At 65.1% G+C, this 21,807-nt stretch carries 15 protein-coding genes; 6 read left to right on the top strand and 9 right to left on the bottom strand.

Going from position 1 to position 21,807, the window contains the following annotated elements; all coding sequences use genetic code 11:
• Nucleotides 1-44: 44 nt before the first annotated feature.
• Together WN72_RS37750 and WN72_RS37755 are read right to left on the bottom strand one after the other, a co-directional pair.
• Nucleotides 45-1,388, bottom strand: coding sequence for a cytochrome-c peroxidase (locus WN72_RS37750; protein ID WP_092212824.1), 1,344 nt, complete (start codon nucleotides 1,386-1,388; stop codon nucleotides 45-47).
• Between the two features lie 18 nt (nucleotides 1,389-1,406).
• Nucleotides 1,407-3,116 (bottom strand): phospholipase C, encoded by a 1,710-nt coding sequence (locus tag WN72_RS37755; protein ID WP_092212826.1) that lies wholly within the window; start codon nucleotides 3,114-3,116, stop codon nucleotides 1,407-1,409.
• 269 nt (nucleotides 3,117-3,385) lie between these two features.
• Here WN72_RS37755 and WN72_RS37760 point away from each other — a divergent pair, with 269 nt between their 5' ends.
• Nucleotides 3,386-4,561, top strand: a complete 1,176-nt coding sequence (locus tag WN72_RS37760; protein WP_092213085.1) for a YncE family protein — start codon at nucleotides 3,386-3,388, stop codon at nucleotides 4,559-4,561.
• Between the two features lie 40 nt (nucleotides 4,562-4,601).
• Here WN72_RS37760 and WN72_RS37765 read toward each other — a convergent pair whose 3' ends face one another.
• Complete coding sequence (locus WN72_RS37765) at nucleotides 4,602-5,393, bottom strand: ABC transporter substrate-binding protein (RefSeq protein ID WP_092212828.1); 792 nt, start codon at nucleotides 5,391-5,393, stop codon at nucleotides 4,602-4,604.
• 241 nt (nucleotides 5,394-5,634) lie between these two features.
• Between WN72_RS37765 and WN72_RS37770 the strand changes: the two genes are divergently transcribed.
• Entirely contained in the window at nucleotides 5,635-6,828 is a 1,194-nt protein-coding gene (locus WN72_RS37770) for an efflux RND transporter periplasmic adaptor subunit (protein ID WP_027560759.1), read from the top strand.
• A gap of 13 nt (nucleotides 6,829-6,841) precedes the next feature.
• Entirely contained in the window at nucleotides 6,842-10,000 is a 3,159-nt protein-coding gene (locus WN72_RS37775) for an efflux RND transporter permease subunit (RefSeq protein WP_092212830.1), read from the top strand.
• On the opposite strand, the gene WN72_RS37780 is transcribed toward WN72_RS37775, so the two are convergent.
• Entirely contained in the window at nucleotides 9,997-12,264 is a 2,268-nt protein-coding gene (locus tag WN72_RS37780; RefSeq protein WP_092212832.1) for a cation:proton antiporter domain-containing protein, read from the bottom strand. The two genes, WN72_RS37775 and WN72_RS37780, sit on opposite strands and share 4 nt — an antisense overlap.
• 485 nt (nucleotides 12,265-12,749) lie before the next feature.
• Nucleotides 12,750-13,922, bottom strand: coding sequence for an MFS transporter (locus tag WN72_RS37785; RefSeq protein ID WP_027560762.1), 1,173 nt, complete (start codon nucleotides 13,920-13,922; stop codon nucleotides 12,750-12,752).
• A gap of 53 nt (nucleotides 13,923-13,975) precedes the next feature.
• Here WN72_RS37785 and WN72_RS37790 point away from each other — a divergent pair, with 53 nt between their 5' ends.
• From WN72_RS37790 to WN72_RS37800, 3 genes are all read left to right on the top strand, one after another.
• Nucleotides 13,976-14,812: an AraC family transcriptional regulator gene (locus tag WN72_RS37790; protein WP_167380623.1), complete on the top strand. Its 837-nt coding sequence runs from the start codon at nucleotides 13,976-13,978 to the stop codon at nucleotides 14,810-14,812.
• Nucleotides 14,813-15,118: 306 nt separating this feature from the next.
• Nucleotides 15,119-16,471 (top strand): malonyl-CoA decarboxylase, encoded by a 1,353-nt coding sequence (locus WN72_RS37795; protein ID WP_092212836.1) that lies wholly within the window; start codon nucleotides 15,119-15,121, stop codon nucleotides 16,469-16,471.
• Nucleotides 16,472-16,641: 170 nt separating this feature from the next.
• Nucleotides 16,642-18,090: an MmgE/PrpD family protein gene (locus tag WN72_RS37800; RefSeq protein WP_092212838.1), complete on the top strand. Its 1,449-nt coding sequence runs from the start codon at nucleotides 16,642-16,644 to the stop codon at nucleotides 18,088-18,090.
• 292 nt (nucleotides 18,091-18,382) lie between these two features.
• On the opposite strand, the gene tarD is transcribed toward WN72_RS37800, so the two are convergent.
• The 4 genes from tarD to WN72_RS37820 form a co-directional block, all read right to left on the bottom strand.
• The gene (gene tarD / locus WN72_RS37805) at nucleotides 18,383-19,552 is read right to left on the bottom strand and encodes a D(-)-tartrate dehydratase (protein ID WP_092212840.1); all 1,170 of its coding nucleotides are present in this window, start codon (nucleotides 19,550-19,552) and stop codon (nucleotides 18,383-18,385) included.
• A 114-nt stretch (nucleotides 19,553-19,666) separates the two neighbouring features.
• Nucleotides 19,667-19,909, bottom strand: a complete 243-nt coding sequence (locus WN72_RS37810; protein WP_035730878.1) for a DUF3297 family protein — start codon at nucleotides 19,907-19,909, stop codon at nucleotides 19,667-19,669.
• An 11-nt stretch (nucleotides 19,910-19,920) separates the two neighbouring features.
• Nucleotides 19,921-20,397: a glutathione peroxidase gene (locus WN72_RS37815; protein ID WP_092212842.1), complete on the bottom strand. Its 477-nt coding sequence runs from the start codon at nucleotides 20,395-20,397 to the stop codon at nucleotides 19,921-19,923.
• A gap of 2 nt (nucleotides 20,398-20,399) precedes the next feature.
• A complete protein-coding gene (locus WN72_RS37820; RefSeq protein WP_092212845.1) occupies nucleotides 20,400-21,800 on the bottom strand; it encodes an amidase family protein in 1,401 nt (466 codons plus the stop codon).
• Between the last annotated feature and the right edge of the window lie 7 nt (nucleotides 21,801-21,807).

A 21,807-nucleotide genomic window follows, 5' to 3' on the forward strand; every position in this document is an offset into this window, starting at 1 on the left:
CCCGCAGCAATCAGGCCCGAACCGGGCGTTCGTGAGCCCGCGTGTCAGTTCTCCACCTTGTAGCCGTCCGTCAGCGTCTTCAGGAACGCGATGATGTCAGCTTCGTCCTGCTCGGTCATCGCCGGCTTGTCGCCGGAGTGGCGGTCGAACGGCGGGTCGGTGACGTCGACATTGGCGTGATATTTTTGCGGCAGGTCGTCGTATTTCAGCACCGTGCCGTCAGCTGAGCGCGGAAACACTTTCTCCGGATCGGTGTCGCGAAAATTGTAGAAATCCATCACCTGCTGAAGGGTGCTGAAGACGCCATTGTGGAAGAAGGCGTGCCGCGCCGCACTGTTGCGCAGCGTCGGCGTCAGGAACATGCCGCAATATTGCGTCTGCTCGGGAATGTCGGTGCGATGCGGGCCGCAGACGCCGAGGTCGAAATAATTGGGGTCGCGATTGTTGGCGAGCGCGGCGTTGCGCGGCGCGCCGAGTGCCTCGTACTGATGATCCGTGAACAGTGGCGGCAGGCCGTCGCGGGTCGGCGCCGAGGTGTGGCATCCAGCGCAATTGGCCTTATCGGGATCGTTGAACAATTGCAGGCCGCGTAGCTCGCTCTCGGAGAGCCGCGCCTTGCCTTCGAGCCAGTAATCGTACTTGCTGGTGTAGGGATGGAAGCTCGGCTCCTCCACCTGATAGCGCGCGACCGCGAACATCGCCTCCGCAATCAGCAGCCGCTGATTCCTCATCACACCGGCGCCGAACAACTCGACGAAGCGGCCAGCGTAAGGCGCGTTGCGCAGCTTGCCCGCGACGATCTCGGCGCTGCCGCCGTCCATCTCGTTGGGATCGAGCAGCGGGAACAGCGCCTGGTCTTGCAGCGTGTCGGCGCGGCCGTCCCAGAACAGGCCGCCCTGCGGCACGATGTTCGCCGACGTGCCGGTGCCGCCCGCGGTCTTGGTCGTGCGCGCCGCCTGCTGGCCGATCGCCGCCATCTGCGCGAGGTCGATGATGTTGTCGTCGTCGCCCTTGTCGGGACCGATGCTGAAATTCGGGTGGCGGTCGAGATAGGTCAGCGACGGGACCGCGCGTGCGCCCTGCCGTGACAGATTGGCGCCGCCGAGCATGACCGGGCCATCGTTGGGCGGACCGTAGGCGTGATCCGGGCTATGGCAGGACGCGCAAGAGAGCGTGCCTGATGACGACAGCGAGGTGTCGTAGAAGATTTCCTTGCCGAGCAGCGCCATCGCGGACAACGGCGCGACGGGCGGACGCATGAGACGCACCGGATTCGGGTTCACACCAACCTGGTTCGGCTCCGCTAATCCCTGCGGCCCGGCAGCAAAGACGGCGCCGGCCAGACAAAGCAGGCCGGCGCCAAGGAGCCACAGAGTGCGGCTGTTCATTCGTAGCGTCCCGTTGGACTAGTGGTGGTGGTGCTCGTCCGGCGGGCTGGTGATCACAGTGCCGGCGGTCGGGTCGAGGAACAGCGCGTCAGCCCGCAAGTCGTGGCTGTGATCATGGTCGAAGTCGAACAGGTCCATGATCGAGCCGGAGGTGGCGTCGAACGAGCCGCCACCCAGGCGCTTGCCATGCAGCCAGTTGTCCTCGATGAAGCGGACCACCGAAGCCTGCGTGGTGTAGTTGTGGCTGACGTAGTTCGTCTTGGCGTAGGGCGAGACCACGATCAGGGGAACGCGGGTGCCCGGACCGCAGCGGCCGTTCACCGGCTTGCCGCCGAGACCGTTCGGCGCCGGCTGCTTGTTGGGACCGAGGCCGCACAGGCCAGGACCGTTGACCTGATCGGCGGCCGCATCATACGAGGCGGTCTTCGGCGCGACGTATTGGTGGTCGTACCAGCCGTCGGAGTCGTCGTAGGTGATGATGACGGCGGTCTCGCGCCACTCCGGCTGCTTCTGGAGGAAGTTGATCAGCTCGACATTGCCCGCCTGCTCGTCGAGCGGATCGGAATTGCCGGCATGACCGTCCTGGAAGGCGGGCATCTTGACGTAGGAGACGGCCGGGAAGTTGCCGGCCTTGATCGCGGCATAGAGGTCTTCGAGATCGTAATTGTGGTTGGCCGGATCGACCTTGCCGTTGAAGTCATGGGTATGGCCGATCGCATGGACCGAGCTCGGCCGGGCATGGGACGGGTTCGCCGTGGAGGCGTGATACTGGAAGAAGGCGTGGTGGGGAATGTAGTCGACGATGGTGCCGTTGACGTTGCTGGAGAACGTGCTGCGGGCGCAGCCGGTGGTGCCGTTGGCGTTCTTGAGCGTCAGGTCGAAGCCGCCCATGAAGCTGCCCCAGCTGATATGCTCAGCGGTGAGCAGGTCGCCGATATTCTTGCCGCCCATCAGCATCGTGCTGGTCGTGCTCGAACAGGCATCGTTACCCGGATCGGTATCGCCGGTCAGCGTCAGGCCGCCCTGGCCGTCGGCGATCGACGACGTGGTGCCGACCACCGGCTGCACGCCGTTGGTCTGGCCGGCAACCACTTCGAGCATGCCGGGCGTCGACGGGCCGAACGTGTCGGTCCAGTTGTTGTCGCTCATGGCGAAGTGCTGGGCATAGTTCCACAGCGCGGTGACGGTGTTGCCGTCGAAATAGCCCATGACCTGACCGTTGGTGCCGAAGGCGCCGGCGCCGCCGGCGGTGCCGCGGCCAGTGAATTTCGGGAACAGGTCTTCCTTGCCGTTGTCCACGGCCTGCTGCTCGGGCGTGTAGGAGTGGTTCTGCGAGCGCGTGTTGGCCTGGGTGCGGTCGAGGCGGAACGGGTCGGTCGCGCCGGTGCCGTTGGCCGGATTGTTGTTGGGGTTGTTCAACAGCAGATTGGCGTTGGCGAGGTTGTTGACCTTTGGCGTATGCGGCTTCGGAACGAAGGGGATCGAGCCGGTCGGGTTGGTCGCGTTCGGATAGGTCGCAAAGTAATGGTCGAACGAGCGGTTCTCGTTGAAGATCACCACGAGATGCTTGATAGGCGTCTCGGTGTGGATGTCGTGCGCATGACGATGATGATCGTCATGTCCGTGATCGCGATCGCGACCGAAATCGTCGGCGAGGACGGGAAGAGTGCACGCGAGCGCGCTCGCGGCCGCGAAAATCGCAGCCGTCGTCAGAAGTCTCGATTTCATTTTTTTTGACGCCCCGGAAATGAGGATGTTTACGATCAGAAATGTTCTAAACACCGCGAATGACAGAGCTGTGTCAGTTTGACGCACGAGACACTTTGCGCAGTGGCGGAGCGAAGATTTTTTAGGCAGGCGCCTGCTCCGCCGCGCCGGGCCACGTCATGTCGCTTTATTCCCTGCACGACGGCAAAAATGATCGCGTCCAGATTGTTGCGCGACGCGCCCGGTTGCATTTAGCTTTGCCGGACAAGAACAAGCTCTCAGGGGGAAACATGAAAGCCGCTCTTCGCAGGCGCACGCGCCATGCCGCGTCAGCCCTGGTCGCAACGTCACTGGCTGGCCTCGCCAGTTTCGCCGCCCGCGCCGAAATCGTCGTCACCGCCAATGACGGCAAGATGGTTCTGGAGAACGGCAATGCCGTGGTGCGCAAGCAGCCGCTGCCGGACACGGTCAGCGTGATCGACCTCACCGATGGCGTGCTGAAACTGCTGGGCGAGGTTCCTGCACCCGCCAGCGTCGTCGGCCCGCCACCGAGCGTGGCGATCGCGCCGGATGGTTCGTTTGCGCTGGTGACAGGCGCGATGAAGGTCGATCCGGCGGATGCGACCAAGACTATTCCCGACGACAAGCTCTCGGTGATCGATATCAAATCAACACCGCCAAAGGTGCTCGCGACATTGCAGGCCGGTGCAGGCGCGGCCGGAGTGTCAATCAACCGCGCAGGCACGCTGGCGCTGGTTGCGAACCGCAGCGAAGGCACGGTTTCGGTCTTCACCATTAGCGGCAACGCGCTGACGGCAAGCGGCAAGATCCAGCTCGGTGACGCCAAGTCGGGCCCGAGCCACGCCGTGTTCTCGCGCGATGGCGCGACCGCGCTGGTCACCCGCGACGGCGACAGCAAGATCTCGCTTCTCACTGTGGACGGCAGCAAGGTCGAGTACGCCAAGCGCGATCTCTCCGCGGGTGTGCGTCCTTACGACATCGATCTCACCGGCGCGGCCGCGGCCGTCGTCGGCAATGTCGGCGCCGGCGGCGGCGACAATGATACGATCAGCCTGATCGACATGACCGCAAAGCCAATCCGGGTCGTCACGACGGTCACCGTCGGACAGACGCCTGAGGCCGTCAAAATGTCCCCGGACAGCAACTACGTTTCCGTCACCGTCATGAACGGCTCGAACAAGCCGTCGGCCTCGCCTTTCTTCAACGATTTCGGCCTGCTCAAGGTCTACCGGATCTCAGGCACCGACCTCACGCCGGTTGCGGAAGCCAAGATCGGCCATTGGTGCCAGGGCATGGTGTGGTCCAAGGACTCCAAACATGTCGTGGCGCAGTGCATGGTCGAGAACGAGCTGCTCGCCTTCTCGTTCGACGGCAAGGCGCTGACCAAGACGTCGACGCTCAAGCTGCAGGTGAGCCCTGCGGGCATTCGCACCGCGGAGCCGTAAGGTCAGCGGGCGGCGCAGGCCCCCTGCGCCGCCGCCTGCCCTACTCGGTGCGGATCGGCGCGTCCTTCAGGCCGTTGTTGTCATAGGCCCTGCGGAGCGTGCCGTTCGTGGTCGCATCCGTCATGAACTTGGTCACGAACGCCAAAGCCTGGTTGTGGCCGAGCGGGACAGCGACGGCGGTCACCGTCTTCTTGAAGGTCTCGTCGAGCACGCGCGTGCCCGGGATCTTCTGCGCCATCTTGTTGAGCTGGTCGCGCGACAGCGCGAAGGCATCGATCTCGCCGCTCTTCAGGAGCGCGAATATTTCATCATAGGTCTGATAGCCGGTGACCTTCGCGTTCTTCAGATGCGCAACGGCGCCGCGCATCGTAGTCGTGGCGTTGACCGCCGCGACCTTGATGCCCGCCTGGTCGAGCGTGGCGAAATTGGTGACGCTCGAGCCCGGCTTGACGATGTAGGTGGCGTCCGCGACCTCGTAGATCGGGCCGAACATCATTTTCGTCTCGCGCTCGGGATCCTTCGGGAGCCAGGTGACGTCCCATGTGCCCTTGCCCGCCGCGTCGGTGATCTGCCCGGAATTCTGGTGCACGACATATTCGACCGCCACGCCGAGCTGCGCGGCCATCTCCTTGCCGAGATCGACGGGAACGCCGGAATAACCGGATTCGGTCTTGGTCGACCAGAATGCACCGCCCGCGGGGCTGATCGCGATCGCGACCCGCAGCTTGCCGGTCGGCGCGATCTCGTCCTTCAAACCATCGGCTAGCGCGGGCATGGCAAACGCCGCGGCAAGAGCAAGGCCAGCGAGGGCCGATTGGAGGAAGGTCGGCATATCATGTTCTCCTCACCTTTTCTTCTTTTCGAATTTGCACCGTCCGACCGCTTCCCACGGTCCTCGCCGCAATTCTGGTCGATCGTGCGCTCGGTGAAAAGCGGTTTGTCATGGCAAATCTGTCAAAGGCCACAGCGCCGTTTGCAGTGCAAGGCCTCTGACCGCCATGGCTATGGTGTTCCACGGAAGGGCATTTGTTGCTAGCCTGCCGCACCGACAGACAATCATCGGGGGCCACCGAATGACCTCAGCCAATCCGGCTTCTTCCGCACGGCGCAACGAAGCGTGGAGACAATTCGGGCAGGCATTGGCCGCCACCGCGGCCGTGGTCGCGCTGGCCGGCTGCGAGGACAAGAACACGTTCGTCGCGCCGCCGCCGCCCAAGGTGGACGTGGCAACGCCAGTGCAGCGGCCGGTGACGCGCTATGTCGAAGCCACCGGCAACACCGCGCCGATCAAGAGCGTCGATCTCGTCGCGCGCGTGCAAGGCTTCCTGCAATCGATCGACTACCAGGACGGCACCTTCGTCAAGCAGGGCACCCAGCTGTTCACGATCGAGCCCGAGACCTACAAGCTCAAGGTCGAGCAGGCGAAGGCCGCCGAGGTCGGCGCGCAGGCCACGGTCAAGCAGGCCGAAGCCGATTACAAGCGGCAGGCCGAGCTGGTGCAGCGCCAGGCGGTCTCGCAGTCCACGCTCGACACCTCGACATCCACCCGCGACAACGCTCAGGCCAGTCTGCAGCAGGCCCAGGTCAACACCAGGCTTGCCGAGGTCAATTACGGCTACACCAGGGTGGCGGCGCCGTTCGACGGCATCGTCAGCGCGCATCTGGTCTCGGTCGGCGAGCTCGTCGGCTTCTCATCCCCGACCCAGCTCGCGACCATCGTCGCGCTGGACCCGATCTGGGTGAACTTCACCGTCAACGAGCAGGATGTGCTGCGCATTCGCGCCGAAGCGACCCGCCGCGGGCTGACCGTGGCCGAGCTCAGACAGTTGCCGGTCCAGGTGGGCCTCCAGACCGAGACCGGCTATCCGCATGAAGGTCACCTCGACTACGTCTCGCCGACCCTCAATACGTCGACGGGCACGCTCGCCGTGCGCGGCGTCATACCCAACGAGAAGCGGGTGCTGCTGCCCGGTTATTTCGTCCGCGTCCGCGTGCCCTTCACGCAGCAGCAGGACGCCCTGCTCGTCCCCGACACCGCGCTCGGCAGCGACCAGGGCGGCCGCTATCTCCTCGTGGTCAACGGCGACAACGTGGTCGAGCAGCGCAAGGTGCAAATCGGCCCGACCGACAACGGCCTGCGCGTGATCGAGAGCGGGCTGAAGCCGGACGACCGGGTGGTGATCGCAGGACTCTTGCGCGTGATCCCGGGCCAGAAGATCGATCCGCAGGTGACCAAGATCGACCAGCCGCAGGCGTCGGCCAAGTAAGGGGTCGCCAGCCATGATCTCAAAGTTCTTCATCGAGCGGCCGGTCCTCTCGAACGTCATCGCGCTTCTGATGATCCTGATCGGCGGCGTCGCGCTGTTCAACCTCGCGATCGCGCAATATCCTGATGTGGTGCCGCCGACGGTGCAGGTGACGACGCGCTATCCCGGCGCCAGCGCCAAGACCGTGATCGACACGGTTGCCTTGCCGATAGAACAGCAAGTCAACGGCGTCGAGGACATGCTCTACATGCAGTCCTACAGCGGCTCCGACGGCACCTATACGCTGACCGTGACCTTCAAGATCGGCACCGACCTCAACTTCGCGCAGGTGCTGGTGCAGAACCGCGTCTCCAGCGCGCTGTCGCAACTGCCGCAGGCGGTGCAGAACCAGGGAGTCACCGTCCAGAAGAAATCGACCTCGATCCTCCTGTTCGTGACACTGACCTCGCCGGACAAGACCTTCGACAGCCTCTATTTGAGCAACTACGCCACCATCAACATCCGCGACGAGCTCTCGCGCCTGCCCGGCGTCGGCAACGTCACCGTGTTCGGCGCCGGCCAGTATTCGATGCGGGTCTGGCTCGATCCGAACAAGCTGCAGGTGCGAGGGCTGGTGCCGCAGGACATCATCAACGCGATCCAGCAGCAGAGCCAACAGGTCTCCGCCGGCCAGGTCGGCGCGCCGCCGACGCCGCCGGGGCAGGCGTTCCAGTACACGCTCAACGTCAACGGCCGGCTCGACGACGCCACGCAGTTCGAGAACATCATCGTCAAGACGGGCACCAGCGGCGACGTCACGCGGGTGCGCGACGTCGGCTGGGTCGAATTGGGCGCACAGACCTACAGCCAGATCTTCTCGCTGAACAAGCAGCCTGCCACCGGCATCGGCGTGTTCCAGTCGCCTGGCGCCAATGCGCTCGAGGTCGAGCAGGCCGTCGAGAAGAAGATGGCGGAGCTCGCAAAAGCCTTCCCGCAAGGCATGAAGTACGACACGCCGTTCGACACCACGAAATTCGTGCAGGCTTCGGTGCACGAGGTCTACATGACCCTGATCGAGGCCGGCCTCCTGGTGCTGGTCGTGATCCTGGTGTTCCTGCAGGACTGGCGCGCGATGCTGGTGCCGGCGACGACGGTGCCCGTCACCATCATCGGCGCCTTCGCGGCGATGGCGGCGCTCGGCTTCACCATCAACATGTCGACGCTGTTCGCGATCGTGCTCGCGATCGGCATCGTGGTCGACGACGCCATCGTCGTGGTGGAAGGCGCGGCGCACAACATCGAGCAGGGCATGAACGGCCACGACGCCGCGATCAGGGCGATGGACCAGCTGTTCGCGCCGATCGTCGGCATCACGCTGGTGCTGATCTCGGTGTTCCTGCCGGCCTCGTTCCTCGCCGGCCTGACCGGGCGCATCTATTCGCAATTCGCGCTGGTGATCGCGGCGACCGCGCTGCTCTCCGCCATCAACGCGGCGACACTGAAGCCGACGCAATGCGCGCTGTGGCTGCGGCCGGCGGTGCCGCCGGAGCAGCGCAACTTCTTCTATCGCGGCTTCAACAACGTCTATAACCGCGTCGAACGCGGCTACACGCGGCTGATCACATTCCTGGTCAGGCACGCCACCCTCTCGGTCGCGTTCGCGCTGATTGTGATCGGGCTCAGCGGCTACGGCCTGTCGCGCGTGCCGACCGGCTTCCTGCCGATCGAGGACCAGGGCTATCTGATCGGCGCCGTGCAGCTGCCCGACGGCGCATCGCTGGAGCGGACCCAGAAGGTGCTCGACAAGGCCGCCGACATCGTCAGGGACACGCCCGGCGTCCAGCAGGTCATCACCATCGCCGGCATCTCCGCGCTCGACAACAGCGCCAGCCTTGCCAATGCCGGCGTTGCCTACATCATCCTGAAGGATTGGGATGCGCGCAAAGGACCCGGCGAGGACCTGCGTTCGCTGGTGTACGGGCTGAACGACAAGCTCGCGACCATCATGGAGGCGCGCACGCTGGTGCTGCCGCCACCGCCGATCCAGGGCATCGGCAATGCCGCAGGCTTCTCGATGCAGGTCGAGCTGCGCGACGGCAACAGCGACTTCGCCAAGCTTCAGGCGATCACCGGCGCGATGGTCAGCAACGGCCAGAGCCAGAGCGCGCTGCAGCGCGTGCAGTCCTCGTTCCGCTCGTCGGTGCCGCAGTTCAACGTCGAGATCGACCGCATCAAGACCCAGACGCTGCACGTCACCACCGACCAGGTGTTCGCGGCGCTGTCGACCTATCTCGGCTCGTCCTATGTCAACCAGTTCAACAAGTTCGGCCGCGTGTTCCAGGTCTATACGCAGGCCGATCCGGCGTTCCGCGTCACCGAGCGCGACATCGCCAACATGCAGGTGCGCAACTCCAACGGCGACATGATCCCGATCGGGACCGTCGCCAAGATCACGCCGGCCACCGGCCCGTCGCTGATCAGCCTCTACAATCTGTATCCCTCCTCCACTGTCATCGGCCTGCCGGCGCAGGGCTATTCGTCCGGCCAGTCGCTGAAGCTGATGGAGGAGATCGCAGAGAAGACGCTGCCGCCGGGCACCGGCTATGAATGGACCGCGATGTCCTATCAGGAGAAGGCGGTCTCCAACCAGATCTACTGGGTGTTCGGGCTCGCCATGCTGCTGGTCTATCTCGTGCTCGCTGGCCAGTATGAGAGCTGGTACGCGCCGATCTCGGTGATCCTCGCGGTGCCGCTGTCGCTGCTCGGGCCGATGCTGATCCTCTCGGGCCTCAAGATCGACAACAACCTCTATTGCCAGATCGGCCTGATCCTGCTCATCGCGCTGTCGGCCAAGAACGCCATCCTGATCGTCGAGGTCGGGCTCGAGCTGCACAACCGCGACGGCAAGCCGATCCTGGAGTCGGCGATCGAAGCGGCGCGCGCCCGCTTCCGCCCGATCCTGATGACCTCGTTCGCCTTCATCCTCGGCGTCGTGCCGCTGGTGATCGCGACCGGCGCCGGCGCCAGTGCGCGCAAGTCGATCGGCATCACGGTGTTCTCGGGCATGCTCGCCTCGACCTGCCTTGCGGTGCTGTTCGTGCCCGCCTTCTTCGTGGTGGTGCAGCGCTTCGAGAACTGGCGCGCGTCGAAGAAGGCGCCGAAGCCGCAGGCGGCGGCGGAGGTGAAGCCTTAAGCCTTCTCCGCCGGAGCCTGCCGCGCCTCGCCGCTCGAAACCAGGAGCACGGAAACTTTCGACTGCCTGAGCACGGCGGCGGCGACGCCGCCGAAGGAGAGATGGTCGGCCTGGATGCGGTCGACGCCCATGACGACGAGATCGACGTCGGTGGTGTCGATCTCGCGCAGGATCGCAGCCTCCGGCGCCCGGTTCACCCGCAGCGTCGTGGTGATGTCGACATCGTAGCGGGCGGCGAGATCGCTGGTGTCCTTGAGGATGCCGGTTTCCTGGTTAAGCCCGCGGGAGGTGCCGCGCTGCGCGCCCTTGTCGCGCGTCGTCGCGACATAGATCACGCGGAGCGAGCCTGATCCGGCCTGCGTCAGCGCCACCGCAACCTCAGCGCCGCGTTTGGCGACGCCGCTGCCCGAGACCGGAACCAGGATCTTGAGTCCTTCCGGCATCGGTTGCTTCAGATGCTTGCCCTTGGCCGCGACGATCGCGAGCGGCCCCTCGAACTTGGCGGCAATGTCCTCGATCCTGCGGTCGAAGCGATCCTTGGTGGCGGCGACCTTGTCGACGCCGACGACGAGGAGATCAAAGCCCTTGCGCGCCTCATCCGCGATGGTCTCGCCGAGCTCGGCGCGCCTGGCACGGGTGGCGACATCGACGCTGCCGGCATCGCCATCAACATTGGCGGAGACGGTTTCGGCAGCCTTCTTCACCACGGCCTCGTGGCTCGCCTCCTGGTCGCGGATCTTCTCCTGCTCGCCTGCCCGCTTACCGATATGCAGCACGGTGATGGGCAGGCCGCGCATGCCGGCGATCAGGCCGGCAATGTGCGCGGCGAAGGTGGCGTTGACGCTCTCGTCCACGGCGAGCAAGGGACGTTCGAGATTGGCGACGAAGCCGCGCTTCTCGAATTCCTCCCGCTCGAGGCGCTCCTTCTCCTCCCTGTTCATCGGTAGCCTCGCCAGCGCGGCGCGCAGCATCGGCGGCATCGCCATGGTCGTCACGATCGCCATGGTGACGATCATCGTGAACAGGTTCTGGCTGAGCACGCCGATGGACAGGCCGATGGTTGCGATGATCACCTCGGTCGAGCCGCGCGCGTTCATCCCGCTCGCCAGCGCCAGCGACTCCCGCGTGCTCAGCCCGCCGACCGTGCCGCCGACAAAGGCGCCGCCGAACTTGCCGACACTGGCGATCACGACGAGGAGACCGGTGAGCAGGAGGAGATGGGGATCGCGCAACACCGAGAGATCGGCGGCAAGGCCGGCAAGGCCGAAGAACACCGGCATGAAGAAGCTCGAGATCAACCCGCGCAGACGCTCGTCGATCTGCCGCGTCAGGATCGGGGACTCGCCGACCAGGATGCCGGCAACGAAGGCCCCCAGCACCGTGTGCACACCGATCAGATGCGTGATCAGTGCCATCGTGCCCATCAGCAGCAGGATGACGGTGATGACCGGCGCGGTGCTGACGAGATTGTCGTTGGCCCAGCGGATCAGCTGGAACACTAGCCGGCGCCCGATGGTGAAGCTGACCGCGAGGAAGGCCAGCGTGCCCAGCACCGCCTTTGCCACCGAGGCGATGTCGAGCGTGCCGTGCGACGCCAGGCTGAAGATCACCGCGATGATGATCCAGCCGATGGTGTCGTCGATGACAGCGGTCGCGACGATGATCTGCCCGACATTGCGGCGCATGAAGTTCATCTCGCGCACGACCACGGCGACGATCTTCACGGAAGAAATCGACAGCGCCGTGCCCATGAACAGTGAGGCGACCAGGCGCTGCTCGGGATTCGGCAGCAGCGCATCAGGCAGGAATTCGCCGAGCGCAAAGCCGCAGGCGAAGGGCACGAGGATGCCGGCGATCGAGATCGCGATCGCAGCCTTGCCCACCTTCCTGACCAGCTTCAGGTCGGTCTCCATGCCCGTGAGCAACAGCAGCAGCAGGATCCCGAGCTGGGCGATGCCATCGATCATCGCCTTCTGCTCGGGCGTCTTGGGGAAGATCGCGGCTTGCGCCTCAGGCCAGATCCAGCCGAACAGTGATGGCCCCAAAATGATGCCGGCGAGCAGTTCGCCGATCACCGAGGGCTGGCCGATCCGCTGCATGAGCTCGCCGAGGCCGCGCCCCACCGCGATCAGCAGCACGATCTGCGCCACCAGCAGGAATTCGGACGGGCCGGCCGGTTTGCCGCCCGCGGCACCGGCCGCAATGGTGGTGAGGACGAGCGCCGCGGGGGCAAGGCCGACCGGTCGGAGCAGGCTCCACTGCATGCAGGTGTCTTTCCCCCTTCATTTGCCGGCAGCGTGCCGGGACCACGGAGATAGAACCCGCGGGAGGCGGAGCGGGTTCCCCTTCTCGTGCGTCGTTTCCAGGGGCGAAAACAAACGTGCGAAAACAACCCCATGCACAGTAGAGATGGTGTTGAAAAGGCTGGAGGAATTTCGGCGTTACCGAAAATCGCTTGCGCCGTCGGGCAAAACACCGGCATAATGGCATGATGGATGGCATGCGCGACGCGCCGCTCCATCCCCTGTAGCGAAGCAATTGAGAGGAAGACCCTCACCCTGAGGAGCGCTCTCCTGGCGCGCGCCTCGAAGGGCGAGGCCACCGGCCGGGCCATTCTCCTTCGAGATGCGCGCATCTCGTCATTCCGGGGCGTCGCGCAGCGACGAGCCCGGAATCCGTTTGTCCGCCATCTCCGCTGCCCGATGGATTCCGGGCTCGCGCATACGCGCGCCGCGGAATGACGGAGGCCTCACGCCGCCTGCGGCGTCCGGATCTCGCGCGGCAGGATGATCGCGGCGGCGATCGCGAGCAGGCAGAGGCCGGCGAACGCGTGCAGCATGGTGACGAAGCCGCCCTGCTCGTAGAGCCAGGCGACGAGGCCGACGGAAGCGCCTGCGGCCGTGAAGCCGACGAAGTAGCGCACGGCGTAGGCGCGCGAGCGCCACTCTTCGGTGGTGTATTTGCCGACCATGGCATCGTTCACCGTGACCTGCCCGAACGCGCCCATGACGATGCCGATCGAGACCACGATCAGCGGCAGATTGTTCAGGCTCGCGGCCAGATACAGGAACGGCGCCAGCATGAAGGAGAGCGGCAGCGCCACCGTCTTCAGCGAGTAGCGATCGAGCAGCCGGCCGATCGTGTACTGCGTCATCGCGCCGAACACGTAGACGCAGGCGGCAATCACCCCTAACAGCGCCGGGCTCTTGGTGAGGTCGGCGAGCCGCTCCGCGAACAGCTTTGGCAGCGCCACGGTGACGGCGTTGAACGTGGTCGAGATCGCGATCACCACGATCAAAAGCGACAGCACCACGCGCCACATGTCCTGTTTTGCCACCCGCGCCTGCGCCGCCGCCTGCTTGCTGCCCTTGCGGTCCTCATGCACCACCATCATCGCAAAGGCGACGCCAATCAGGATGGTGACGATACCGGGAATGATGAAGGCAAGGCGCCAGCCGAGATATTGGCCGATCACGCCGGTGACCAGCGCCGAGGAGGCAACGCCGAGATTGCCCCAGACGCCGTTGATGCCCATCTCGCGGCCGAGCCGGTCGGCATAGGACACGATCATCGCGGTGCCGACGGGATGGTAGATCGAGGCGAAAATGCCGATCGCGAGCAGCGCGGTGCCGAGCTGCGCCGGGGTCTGCACGAAGCCGACCGAGATCATGGAGGCGCCGATGCCGACGAAGAAGATCAGCATCATGTGGCGGCGGCTCCAGCGGTCCCCAAGCCAGCCGGTGAGCAGCGAGCCGGCGCCGAAAGCGACGAAGCCGGGCGTCGCGTACGGCAAAAGTTCCGAATAGGCCATGCCCAGCGCCGGCCCCATGATGATCACCGCGGCGGCGAAGATCAGCATCGAATAATGATCGATGAAATGGCCTGCGTTGACGAAACTGATGACCCGGCTGGGGCTGTTCATTTCCCGAATCCTCTCCTGCTCCGAAATGAGTTATATGTCGGGCGAATGACGGGATGCTGCCAATGACTGTCTTGGAAACGCCAATCTTGGAAACGCCAATCTTGGAAACGCCAATCCTCCGGGAGGTCCAGGGCAACCACCGCTCGACCGCGGGCGTGCACCTGGTCGCGCGCGACTACCCCAAGGGCATGCGCATCGATCCGCACCTGCACCGCGAGGCGCAGCTGATCTATGCGGCACGCGGCACCATGCAGGTGACGACGCCAGGGGGGCGCTGGCTGGTGCCGCCGGACCGCGCGGTGTGGGTGCCGGCGGGGCTCGAGCACGCCATCGACCTGCTCGCCGACATCGAGATGCGCACGCTGTATTTCGACCTTGCCTGGCTGAAGCGCGAAAAGCGCTATGCGGGACTGACCAGGGAATTCGTGGTGCGGGTCTCGCCGCTGCTCAACCAGGCGATCCTCGCGCTGTTCGACGCGCGCAACACCGAGGAGCGCACCGGGCTGCTCGTCCGCCTCGTCATGCTCGAATTGCACCAGGCCGAGGATTCAGCGACCTTCGTGCCGCTGCCGCACGAGCCGCGCTGCCGCCGCGCCGCGATGATCGTGCTCGACGACCCCACCGGCCTGCACGACATCGACACGCTGGCGCGCGAGGTCGGAACCTCCGCACGGACGCTGTCGCGGCTGTTTTCGAGCGAGACGCAGCTGAGCTTCAAGAGCTGGTGCCAGCGCGCCAGGATTGCGGCCGCGATCCAGCGGATATCGATGGATGCAAGCGTATCGGTGAAGCAGCTCGCGACCCAGCTCGGCTATGCCAGCGTGCCGGCATTCTCGGCGGCGTTCCGCCAGGTGACCGGGCGGACGCCGACGGAGTTTGCGGGGAAGTAGGGCAGCGCCACCCCCGTCATTGCGCGCGCAGAACTCGTAGGGTGGGCAAGGCGAAGCGTGCCCACCGACTCTCGCGGCCATCGAAAGGTGGTGGGCACGGCGCAAGTGCGCCTTTGCCCACCCTACGGCACCGGTTGAGCCGATAGACCGCGGCATACTGGATGCCCCGCCCCCACCCGGCATGCCACCATTCTCCAAACGCACGGCCCGACTAAAGATGCCGCACTCCCCTGCTTGATTGTGATCGGCTTCCGACTAAATCCCGTGTAAGCTTCCGCATCGCACAAACCTGACACGAAAGCCCAGATGGCCAACGCCTTCTTCTCCGATCTGCTCGCCACCATCTCCGAGCGTGGCCGTACGCTGCTGCTGCGCGGGGATTCCGCCGATACCAAACGGGATGCCGACGGGCTCATCGAGCTCTGCGGCGCGCTGCTGTCGGGCCGGGGCGAGGCCTCGGGCACCGCCATGGCGCGCGAGGTGCTCGACATCTATGGCGAGCTGGATGCGGCAGGACGCCGCTCCTTCTTCGAAGGGCTGGTACGCGATTTCGGCCCGGACCGGGAACGTCTGGCAAAAGCGATCGAGAAATGGCGCGCCAAGCCGACCGACGAGGACGCAAGCAGCCTGCATTTCGCCTCCGAGCCGCGGCGGCAGGAGCTGATCCGCCGCCTCAACCGCGCGCCCGGTGGTACCGGCGATCTCGTCGCCATGCGGGCCGATCTGCTCGGCATGATGAACGGCCACACCGATCTCGCCGCGCTCGATCGCGACGTCTCGCATCTTCTCTCTTCGTGGTTCAACAGGGGGTTTCTCGTGCTGCGCAGGATTGACTGGTCGACCCCGGCCAACATCCTCGAAAAGATCATCCGTTACGAAGCCGTGCACGAGATCTCCGACTGGGACGATCTGCGCCGCCGCATCGATCCGGTCGACCGCCGCTGCTACGCCTTCTTCCATCCCGCAATGGTCGACGAGCCCTTGATCTTCGTCGAGGTCGCGCTGACCGAGACGATCCCGGGCGCGATTCAACCGCTGCTCGCGGTCGACCGCCAGTATTTGCCGATCGACCGCGCGCGCACCGCCGTGTTCTACTCGATCTCCAACACCCAGCGCGGCCTTGGCGGCATCTCGTTCGGCAGCTTCCTGATCAAGCAGGTGGTCGAGGAGCTGCGCCGCGAGACACCGAAGCTCGACACCTTCGTGACGCTGTCGCCGGTGCCGGGCTTCATGCAGTGGATCAAACAGGACAGGGACCTGCCGCTGTCGGACGAGGACCGCGAGCTGATAAAGCGCCTCGACGATCCCAAATGGTTCGAGAACCCCGAGACGACAGCGCAGCTCCGCGCCCTGATCGAGCCGCTCGCCGCGCATTATTTCCTGAAGGCGCGTACGCCGAAGGGCAAGCTGATCGACTCCGTCGCCCGCTTCCATCTCGGCAACGGCGCCCGGCTCGAACGCATCAACTGGCTCGGCGACCTCTCGCCCAAGGGCGTGCGTGAATCCGCCGGCGTGATGGTCAACTATCTCTACCGCCTCGACGACATCGAGAAGAACCACGAAGCCTACGCCAATGACGGCGAGGTCGTGGCCTCGAGCGCCGTGAAGAAGCTGCTGAAGGGTGAGGGGCGCAGGTTGCTGGATATGCGGCTATCGTAAAGGTACGCCGTAACTACGACCTCGATGTCATCGCCCGCCTTGAGCGCAATTGCGCACGAGGCGGGGCACGACAGCGGAGGGTGTGGCGCAGCCCAAGGACAGCTACTGGACATACGGCGGTCTTAGGCGCTATCCGTTTCATCGGATTCCTGCACCAAAGACGGGACACCATGAAACGACGCGACTTTCTGAGGCTCACGGCAGCAGCCACCACCGGCCTCGCCCTCACCCCTGCACGCAGCTTCGCGGAGGGCCCGGCTTCAGGGCCGGAGATGACCGCGCTGTGCGACTACATGAGCGCCGCCAAGACCCGCGCGCTTCCGCCCGACGTCACCGAGCACGCAAAGCACCACATCCTCGACACGCTGGCGTCGATGATATCGGGATCGGAGCTGCCGCCCGGCCAGGCCGCGCAGCGTTACATCAGCGCCAATGCCGCGCAGGGGGCCTCGACGGTTGCCGGCACGGCGCTCACGGCATCGCCGGTCGAGGCCGCGCTCGCCAACGGCGTCATGGCGCATGCCGACGAGACCGACGATTCCCACAGCCCCTCGCGCTCGCACCCCGGCAGCTCGGTCATTCCCGCGGCGCTTGCGCTCGGCGAAGGTCTCGGCATTGATGGTGCGCATTTCCTGCGCGCAGTGACGCTCGGCTATGACGTCGGCACACGCGTGGTGATGGCGATGGGCGGCGCCGATTTCAGCTATGAAAGCGTGCTGAGCACGCACAGCATTTCCGGCACGTTCTGCGCCTCCGCGGCAGCCGCCTGTGTTGCCGGCTTCGACGCGCGCCGGATGCGCTGGGTGCTCGACTATGCCGCGCAGCAATCCTCCGGCTTCATCGTGTGGCGGCGCGACGTCGATCACATCGAGAAGGGTTTTGTGTTCGCCGGCATGCCGGCCCGCAACGGCGTTACCGCGGCGCTGCTGGTGCGTGCGGACTGGAACGGCGTCGACGACGTGTTCTCGGGCCCGGACAATTACTTCCTCGCCTATGCACCAAAGGCCGCGACCGCGAAGCTTGTTGAAAAACTCGGCGAGCGCTACGAGATCGCGGGCACCGACATCAAGAAATGGACCGTGGGATCGCCGATCCAGGGGCCGCTCGATGCCATCTTTGCGATCCGCAGCAAGCAGGCGTTCGAAGCCGATCAGGTCAAGCGCGTGACGGTGCGGCTTGCGCCCTCGGTTGCCGAGGTCGTGGACAACCGCGACATCCCCGACATCTGCCTCCAGCACATGGTCGCCGTGATGCTGCTCGACAAGACCGCCTCGTTCCACGCCGCGCACGACAAGCCGCGCATGCAGGATGCCGCGGTGCTGAAAGAGCGCGCCAAGGTGAACCTGGTGCGCGACGAGGAGCTGGCAAAGCTGCTGCCGGTGCGCGTCGCCATCGTCGAGATCGAGCTCACTGATGGCAGCCGCCTCTCCGAGCGCGTCACCGCCGTGCGCGGCACACCGCGCAACCCGATGACGCGCGAAGAGGTCATCGACAAGGCGCGCGACCTCATCGCGCCGTTGGTGGGGGCGGAGAAGGCGAAGCGGCTGATCAAGTCAGTGTACGAGATCGAGGCGGTGACGGACATAAGGAGCTTGCGGCCGTTGCTGCAGCGGGGGTGAGCTAGAATCTGGGATACCCCGTCAAGCCGGGGCATGACAGCGAAGAGCTTGGCGCGGACATCGAGCGCGTAGCCACACACTCAGTCGTCGTCCCGGACAAGCGTAGCGAAGCTGAGCGCAGATCCGGGACCTCCGCGCGAGCGCTTGCGCTCGTCGCGACAACCACAGGATTGGGTTTGGCGAAGACTCGGAGTTGTCAGCTCGCGAGCTAACTCCTCCCTGTGGTTATGGGTCCCCGCGTTCGCGGGGACGACACCGAGGGCGTAGCGCGTTCGTTGCGCTCCAGCGCCTTCTACTCCGCCAGCGCCTTCATCTCCTTGTACAGATCGGACTTGCCTTCGAAGCCGATGCCGGGAAGATCCGGCATGGTGATGTGGCCGTTCTCGACGCGGACGCCGTCGGGGAAGCCGCCATAGGGCTGGAACAGGTCGGGATAGCTCTCGTTGCCGCCGAGACCCAAGCCTGCTGCGATGTTGAGCGACATCTGGTGGCCGCCGTGCGGGATGCAGCGGCTCGGTGACCAGCCGTAGGTTTTTAGCACCTCCAGCGTGCGCTGGTATTCGCACAGGCCATAAGACAGCGCGCAGTCGAATTGCAGCCAGTCGCGGTCGGGGCGCATGCCGCCGTAGCGGATCAGATTGCGGGCGTCCTGGTGGCTGAAGAGATTCTCGCCTGTCGCCATCGGGCCGGGATAGAATTCGGCGAGTGCGGCCTGCAGCGCGTAGTCGAGGGGATCGCCAACCTCCTCGTACCAGAACAACGGGTAATCGCGCAGCATCTTGGCGTAGGCGATGCCGGTCTCGAGATTGAAGCGGCCGTTGGCATCGACCGCGAGCTGCGCGTCCTTGCCGATCTCCTTCAGCACCGCCTCGATGCGGGTGCGGTCTTCCTCGATCGGCGCGCCGCCGATCTTCATCTTCACGACGTTGTAGCCGCGGTCGAGATAGCCGCGCATCTCGCCACGCAGCATCGAGAGATCCTTCCCCGGATAGTAATAGCCGCCGGCGGCGTAGACGAAGACGCGCGGATTGGCGGTGACGCCGTGGCGCTCGGCGAGCAAACGAAACAGCGGCTTGCCCGCGATCTTCGCCACCGCATCCCACACCGCCATGTCGATGGTGCCGACCGCGACCGAGCGCTCGCCATGACCGCCCGGCTTCTCGTTGGTCATCATCGCACCCCAGACCTTGTCGGGGTCGAGATTGTCGCCGGCCGCGTTCAGCAGCGACTTCGGATCGGCCTCCGTGATGCGCGAGGCAAAGCGCTCGCGGATCAGACCGCCCTGCCCGTAGCGGCCGTTGGAGTTGAAGCCGTAGCCGACGACGCGCTTGCCGTCACGCACCACGTCCGTGACGACGGCGACGAGGCTCGTCGTCATTTTGGTGAAGTCGATATAGGCGTTGCGGATCGGGGAGGAGATCGGTTTGGTGATCTCGCGGACGTCGACGATGCGGACGGACATGGGTGTGGCTTTCGATTTATTGTCGCGTCATTCCGGGGCGATGCGCAGCATCGAACCCGGAATCTCGAGATTCCGGGTTCTCGCTTCGCGAGCCCCGGAATGACGGCTTCGCCGTCATTTCTTATCCCTGAAATACGGCTCCACGGGCCCATGCACCTTGATGGTCAGCGGGTTGCCGTAGCGGTCCTTGGCGTTGCCGGCGGTGACGCGGACCCAGCCTTCGCTGATGCAGTACTCCTCGACATTGGTCTTCTCGATGCCCTTGAAGCGGATGCCGACGTCGCGCGCCAGAATGTCCGCGTTGTAATAGGGGCTGTTCGGATCGACCGACAGGCGGTCGGGAAATTCGTCGCTCATGATTGTCTCGCTCACAACAGTGTTTCGATTTGATTGCGCAGCCCTTCAGGCCGCGCGGTCGGCGCATAGCGCGCGATCACCTTGCCGGCACGGTCCACCAGGAATTTGGTGAAATTCCATTTGATGGAGGCCCCTAACAGGCCGGATTGCTGGCGCTTCAGGTACTCGTACAGCGGATGCGCCTTCGGCCCGTTGACGTCGATCTTCTCGAACAGGGGAAAGGTGACGTCGTAGTTGGTCGAGCAGAACGCCTGGATCTCGCTCGCCTGCCCCGGCTCCTGCGCGCCGAACTGGTTGCAGGGAAAGCCGAGCACGGAGAAGCCGCGCGGGGAGAGATCGCGGTAGAGATCCTCGAGCCCGCGATATTGCGGCGTGAAACCGCATTTGCTCGCGGTGTTGACGATCAGCAGCACCTGGCCCTCGAAGCGGCGCAGGGCGACCTCCTCGCCGGCGAGCGAATTGGCCTTGAAGTCGTAGATCGCAGACATCGCTAACCCACGGGGTCGATCGGCGACGGCGGCACGCCGCCCGCCTCGATCGCTTCGCCCGCGAGAAGACAAAGATCCTCGCGATAGCGGCCGGAGACGATGTGCACGCCGACCGGCGCCTTGCCGACGAGGCCGGTGGAAACCACGAGCCCCGGCAATCCCATGAACGGAATCGCGATCTGCGGCAGCTGCGCTTCCCAGACCCGCTTGAAGGAGGCGTCGTCCTTGCGGTCGAGATGATCGGGGAATGGCAGCTCGCCCGAGACCGGCGTCAGCAGCACGGCGTACTTTTCGAAGAACAGCATCCAGTCGCGCGTCAGCGTGGCTCTCCGGGTCAGCGCCTTGGCGTAATTGGCCTGGTCCATCGGCGTGACCCTGGCGCGGTTGCCGTTGAGGCACGCCAGCGCGCCGGGATCGCCCTCACGCTCGGCCATCTCCAGCTGCGCCTCATAGCCGTCGCCGAGCCAGAGTTTGATTTGCCACTCGACCGCCTCACGCATCGGCGGGGTGTCCTCGATCACGTCCACGGTCCAGCCGGCACGCTCCAGCCGCTTGCCGGCATCGCTCACCGCCGCCTTCACCTCCGGCGTGGTCGCAAGGCCGTTCGGGTTGAGGCAGAGCGCGGCGCGCTTGGCCTTTGCGGGGCCTTCCAGCGGCACTGGCACGAACCAGGGATCGCGGATGTCGCGGGCCGACATCGCTGCGAGCGAGATGCGCAAATCGTTGACGGTGCGCGCCAGTGGGCCCGACACTGCCATGATCTGCGGCCCGATCGGGCGCTCCGGCAGTGCCGGGTTGAAGGCGGGGATGCGGCCCAAGGTCGGGCGCAGGCCATGCACGCCGCAGGCATAGGCGGGATAGCGGATCGAGCCGGCGATGTCGGTGCCATGGGCGATATGGCCGATGCCGGCCGCGACCGCCGAGCCGGCGCCGCCGGAAGAGCCGCCCGGCGTCAGCGAGGCATCGCGGGGGTTCTTGGTGTCGCCATGGACGAGGTTGGTGGTGAACCAGCGGTAAGAGAACGCCGGGCAGTTGGTCCGGCCGAGGAGGATGGCGCCGGATTTGCGGAAATTGGCGACGACCGGATTGTCCTCGCGCGCAATCAGGTCGCGCTGGAGTTTGAGGCCGTTGGTGGTGGCAAAGCCTTCCTGGTCGACATTGGCCTTGATGGTAACAGGCACGCCGGCGAGCACGCCGGGGTCCTCGCCACGGGCGATGGCGGCATCGACGGCATCAGCCTGCTTGAGCACGTCCTCGGGCCGGTGGTCGATCACGGCGTTGAGCTGGGGATTGACCGCGTCCAGGCGGTCGAGACCGGCCTTGGCCGCCTCCTTGGCGGATATCTTCTTGGACCTGACGAGGGCGGCGAGGTCGGCGGCCGACAGGCGCCAGAGATCTTGCATGGTTTGC

The sequence above is a fragment of the Bradyrhizobium arachidis genome, from assembly GCF_015291705.1.
Lineage (GTDB): Bacteria > Pseudomonadota > Alphaproteobacteria > Rhizobiales > Xanthobacteraceae > Bradyrhizobium > Bradyrhizobium arachidis.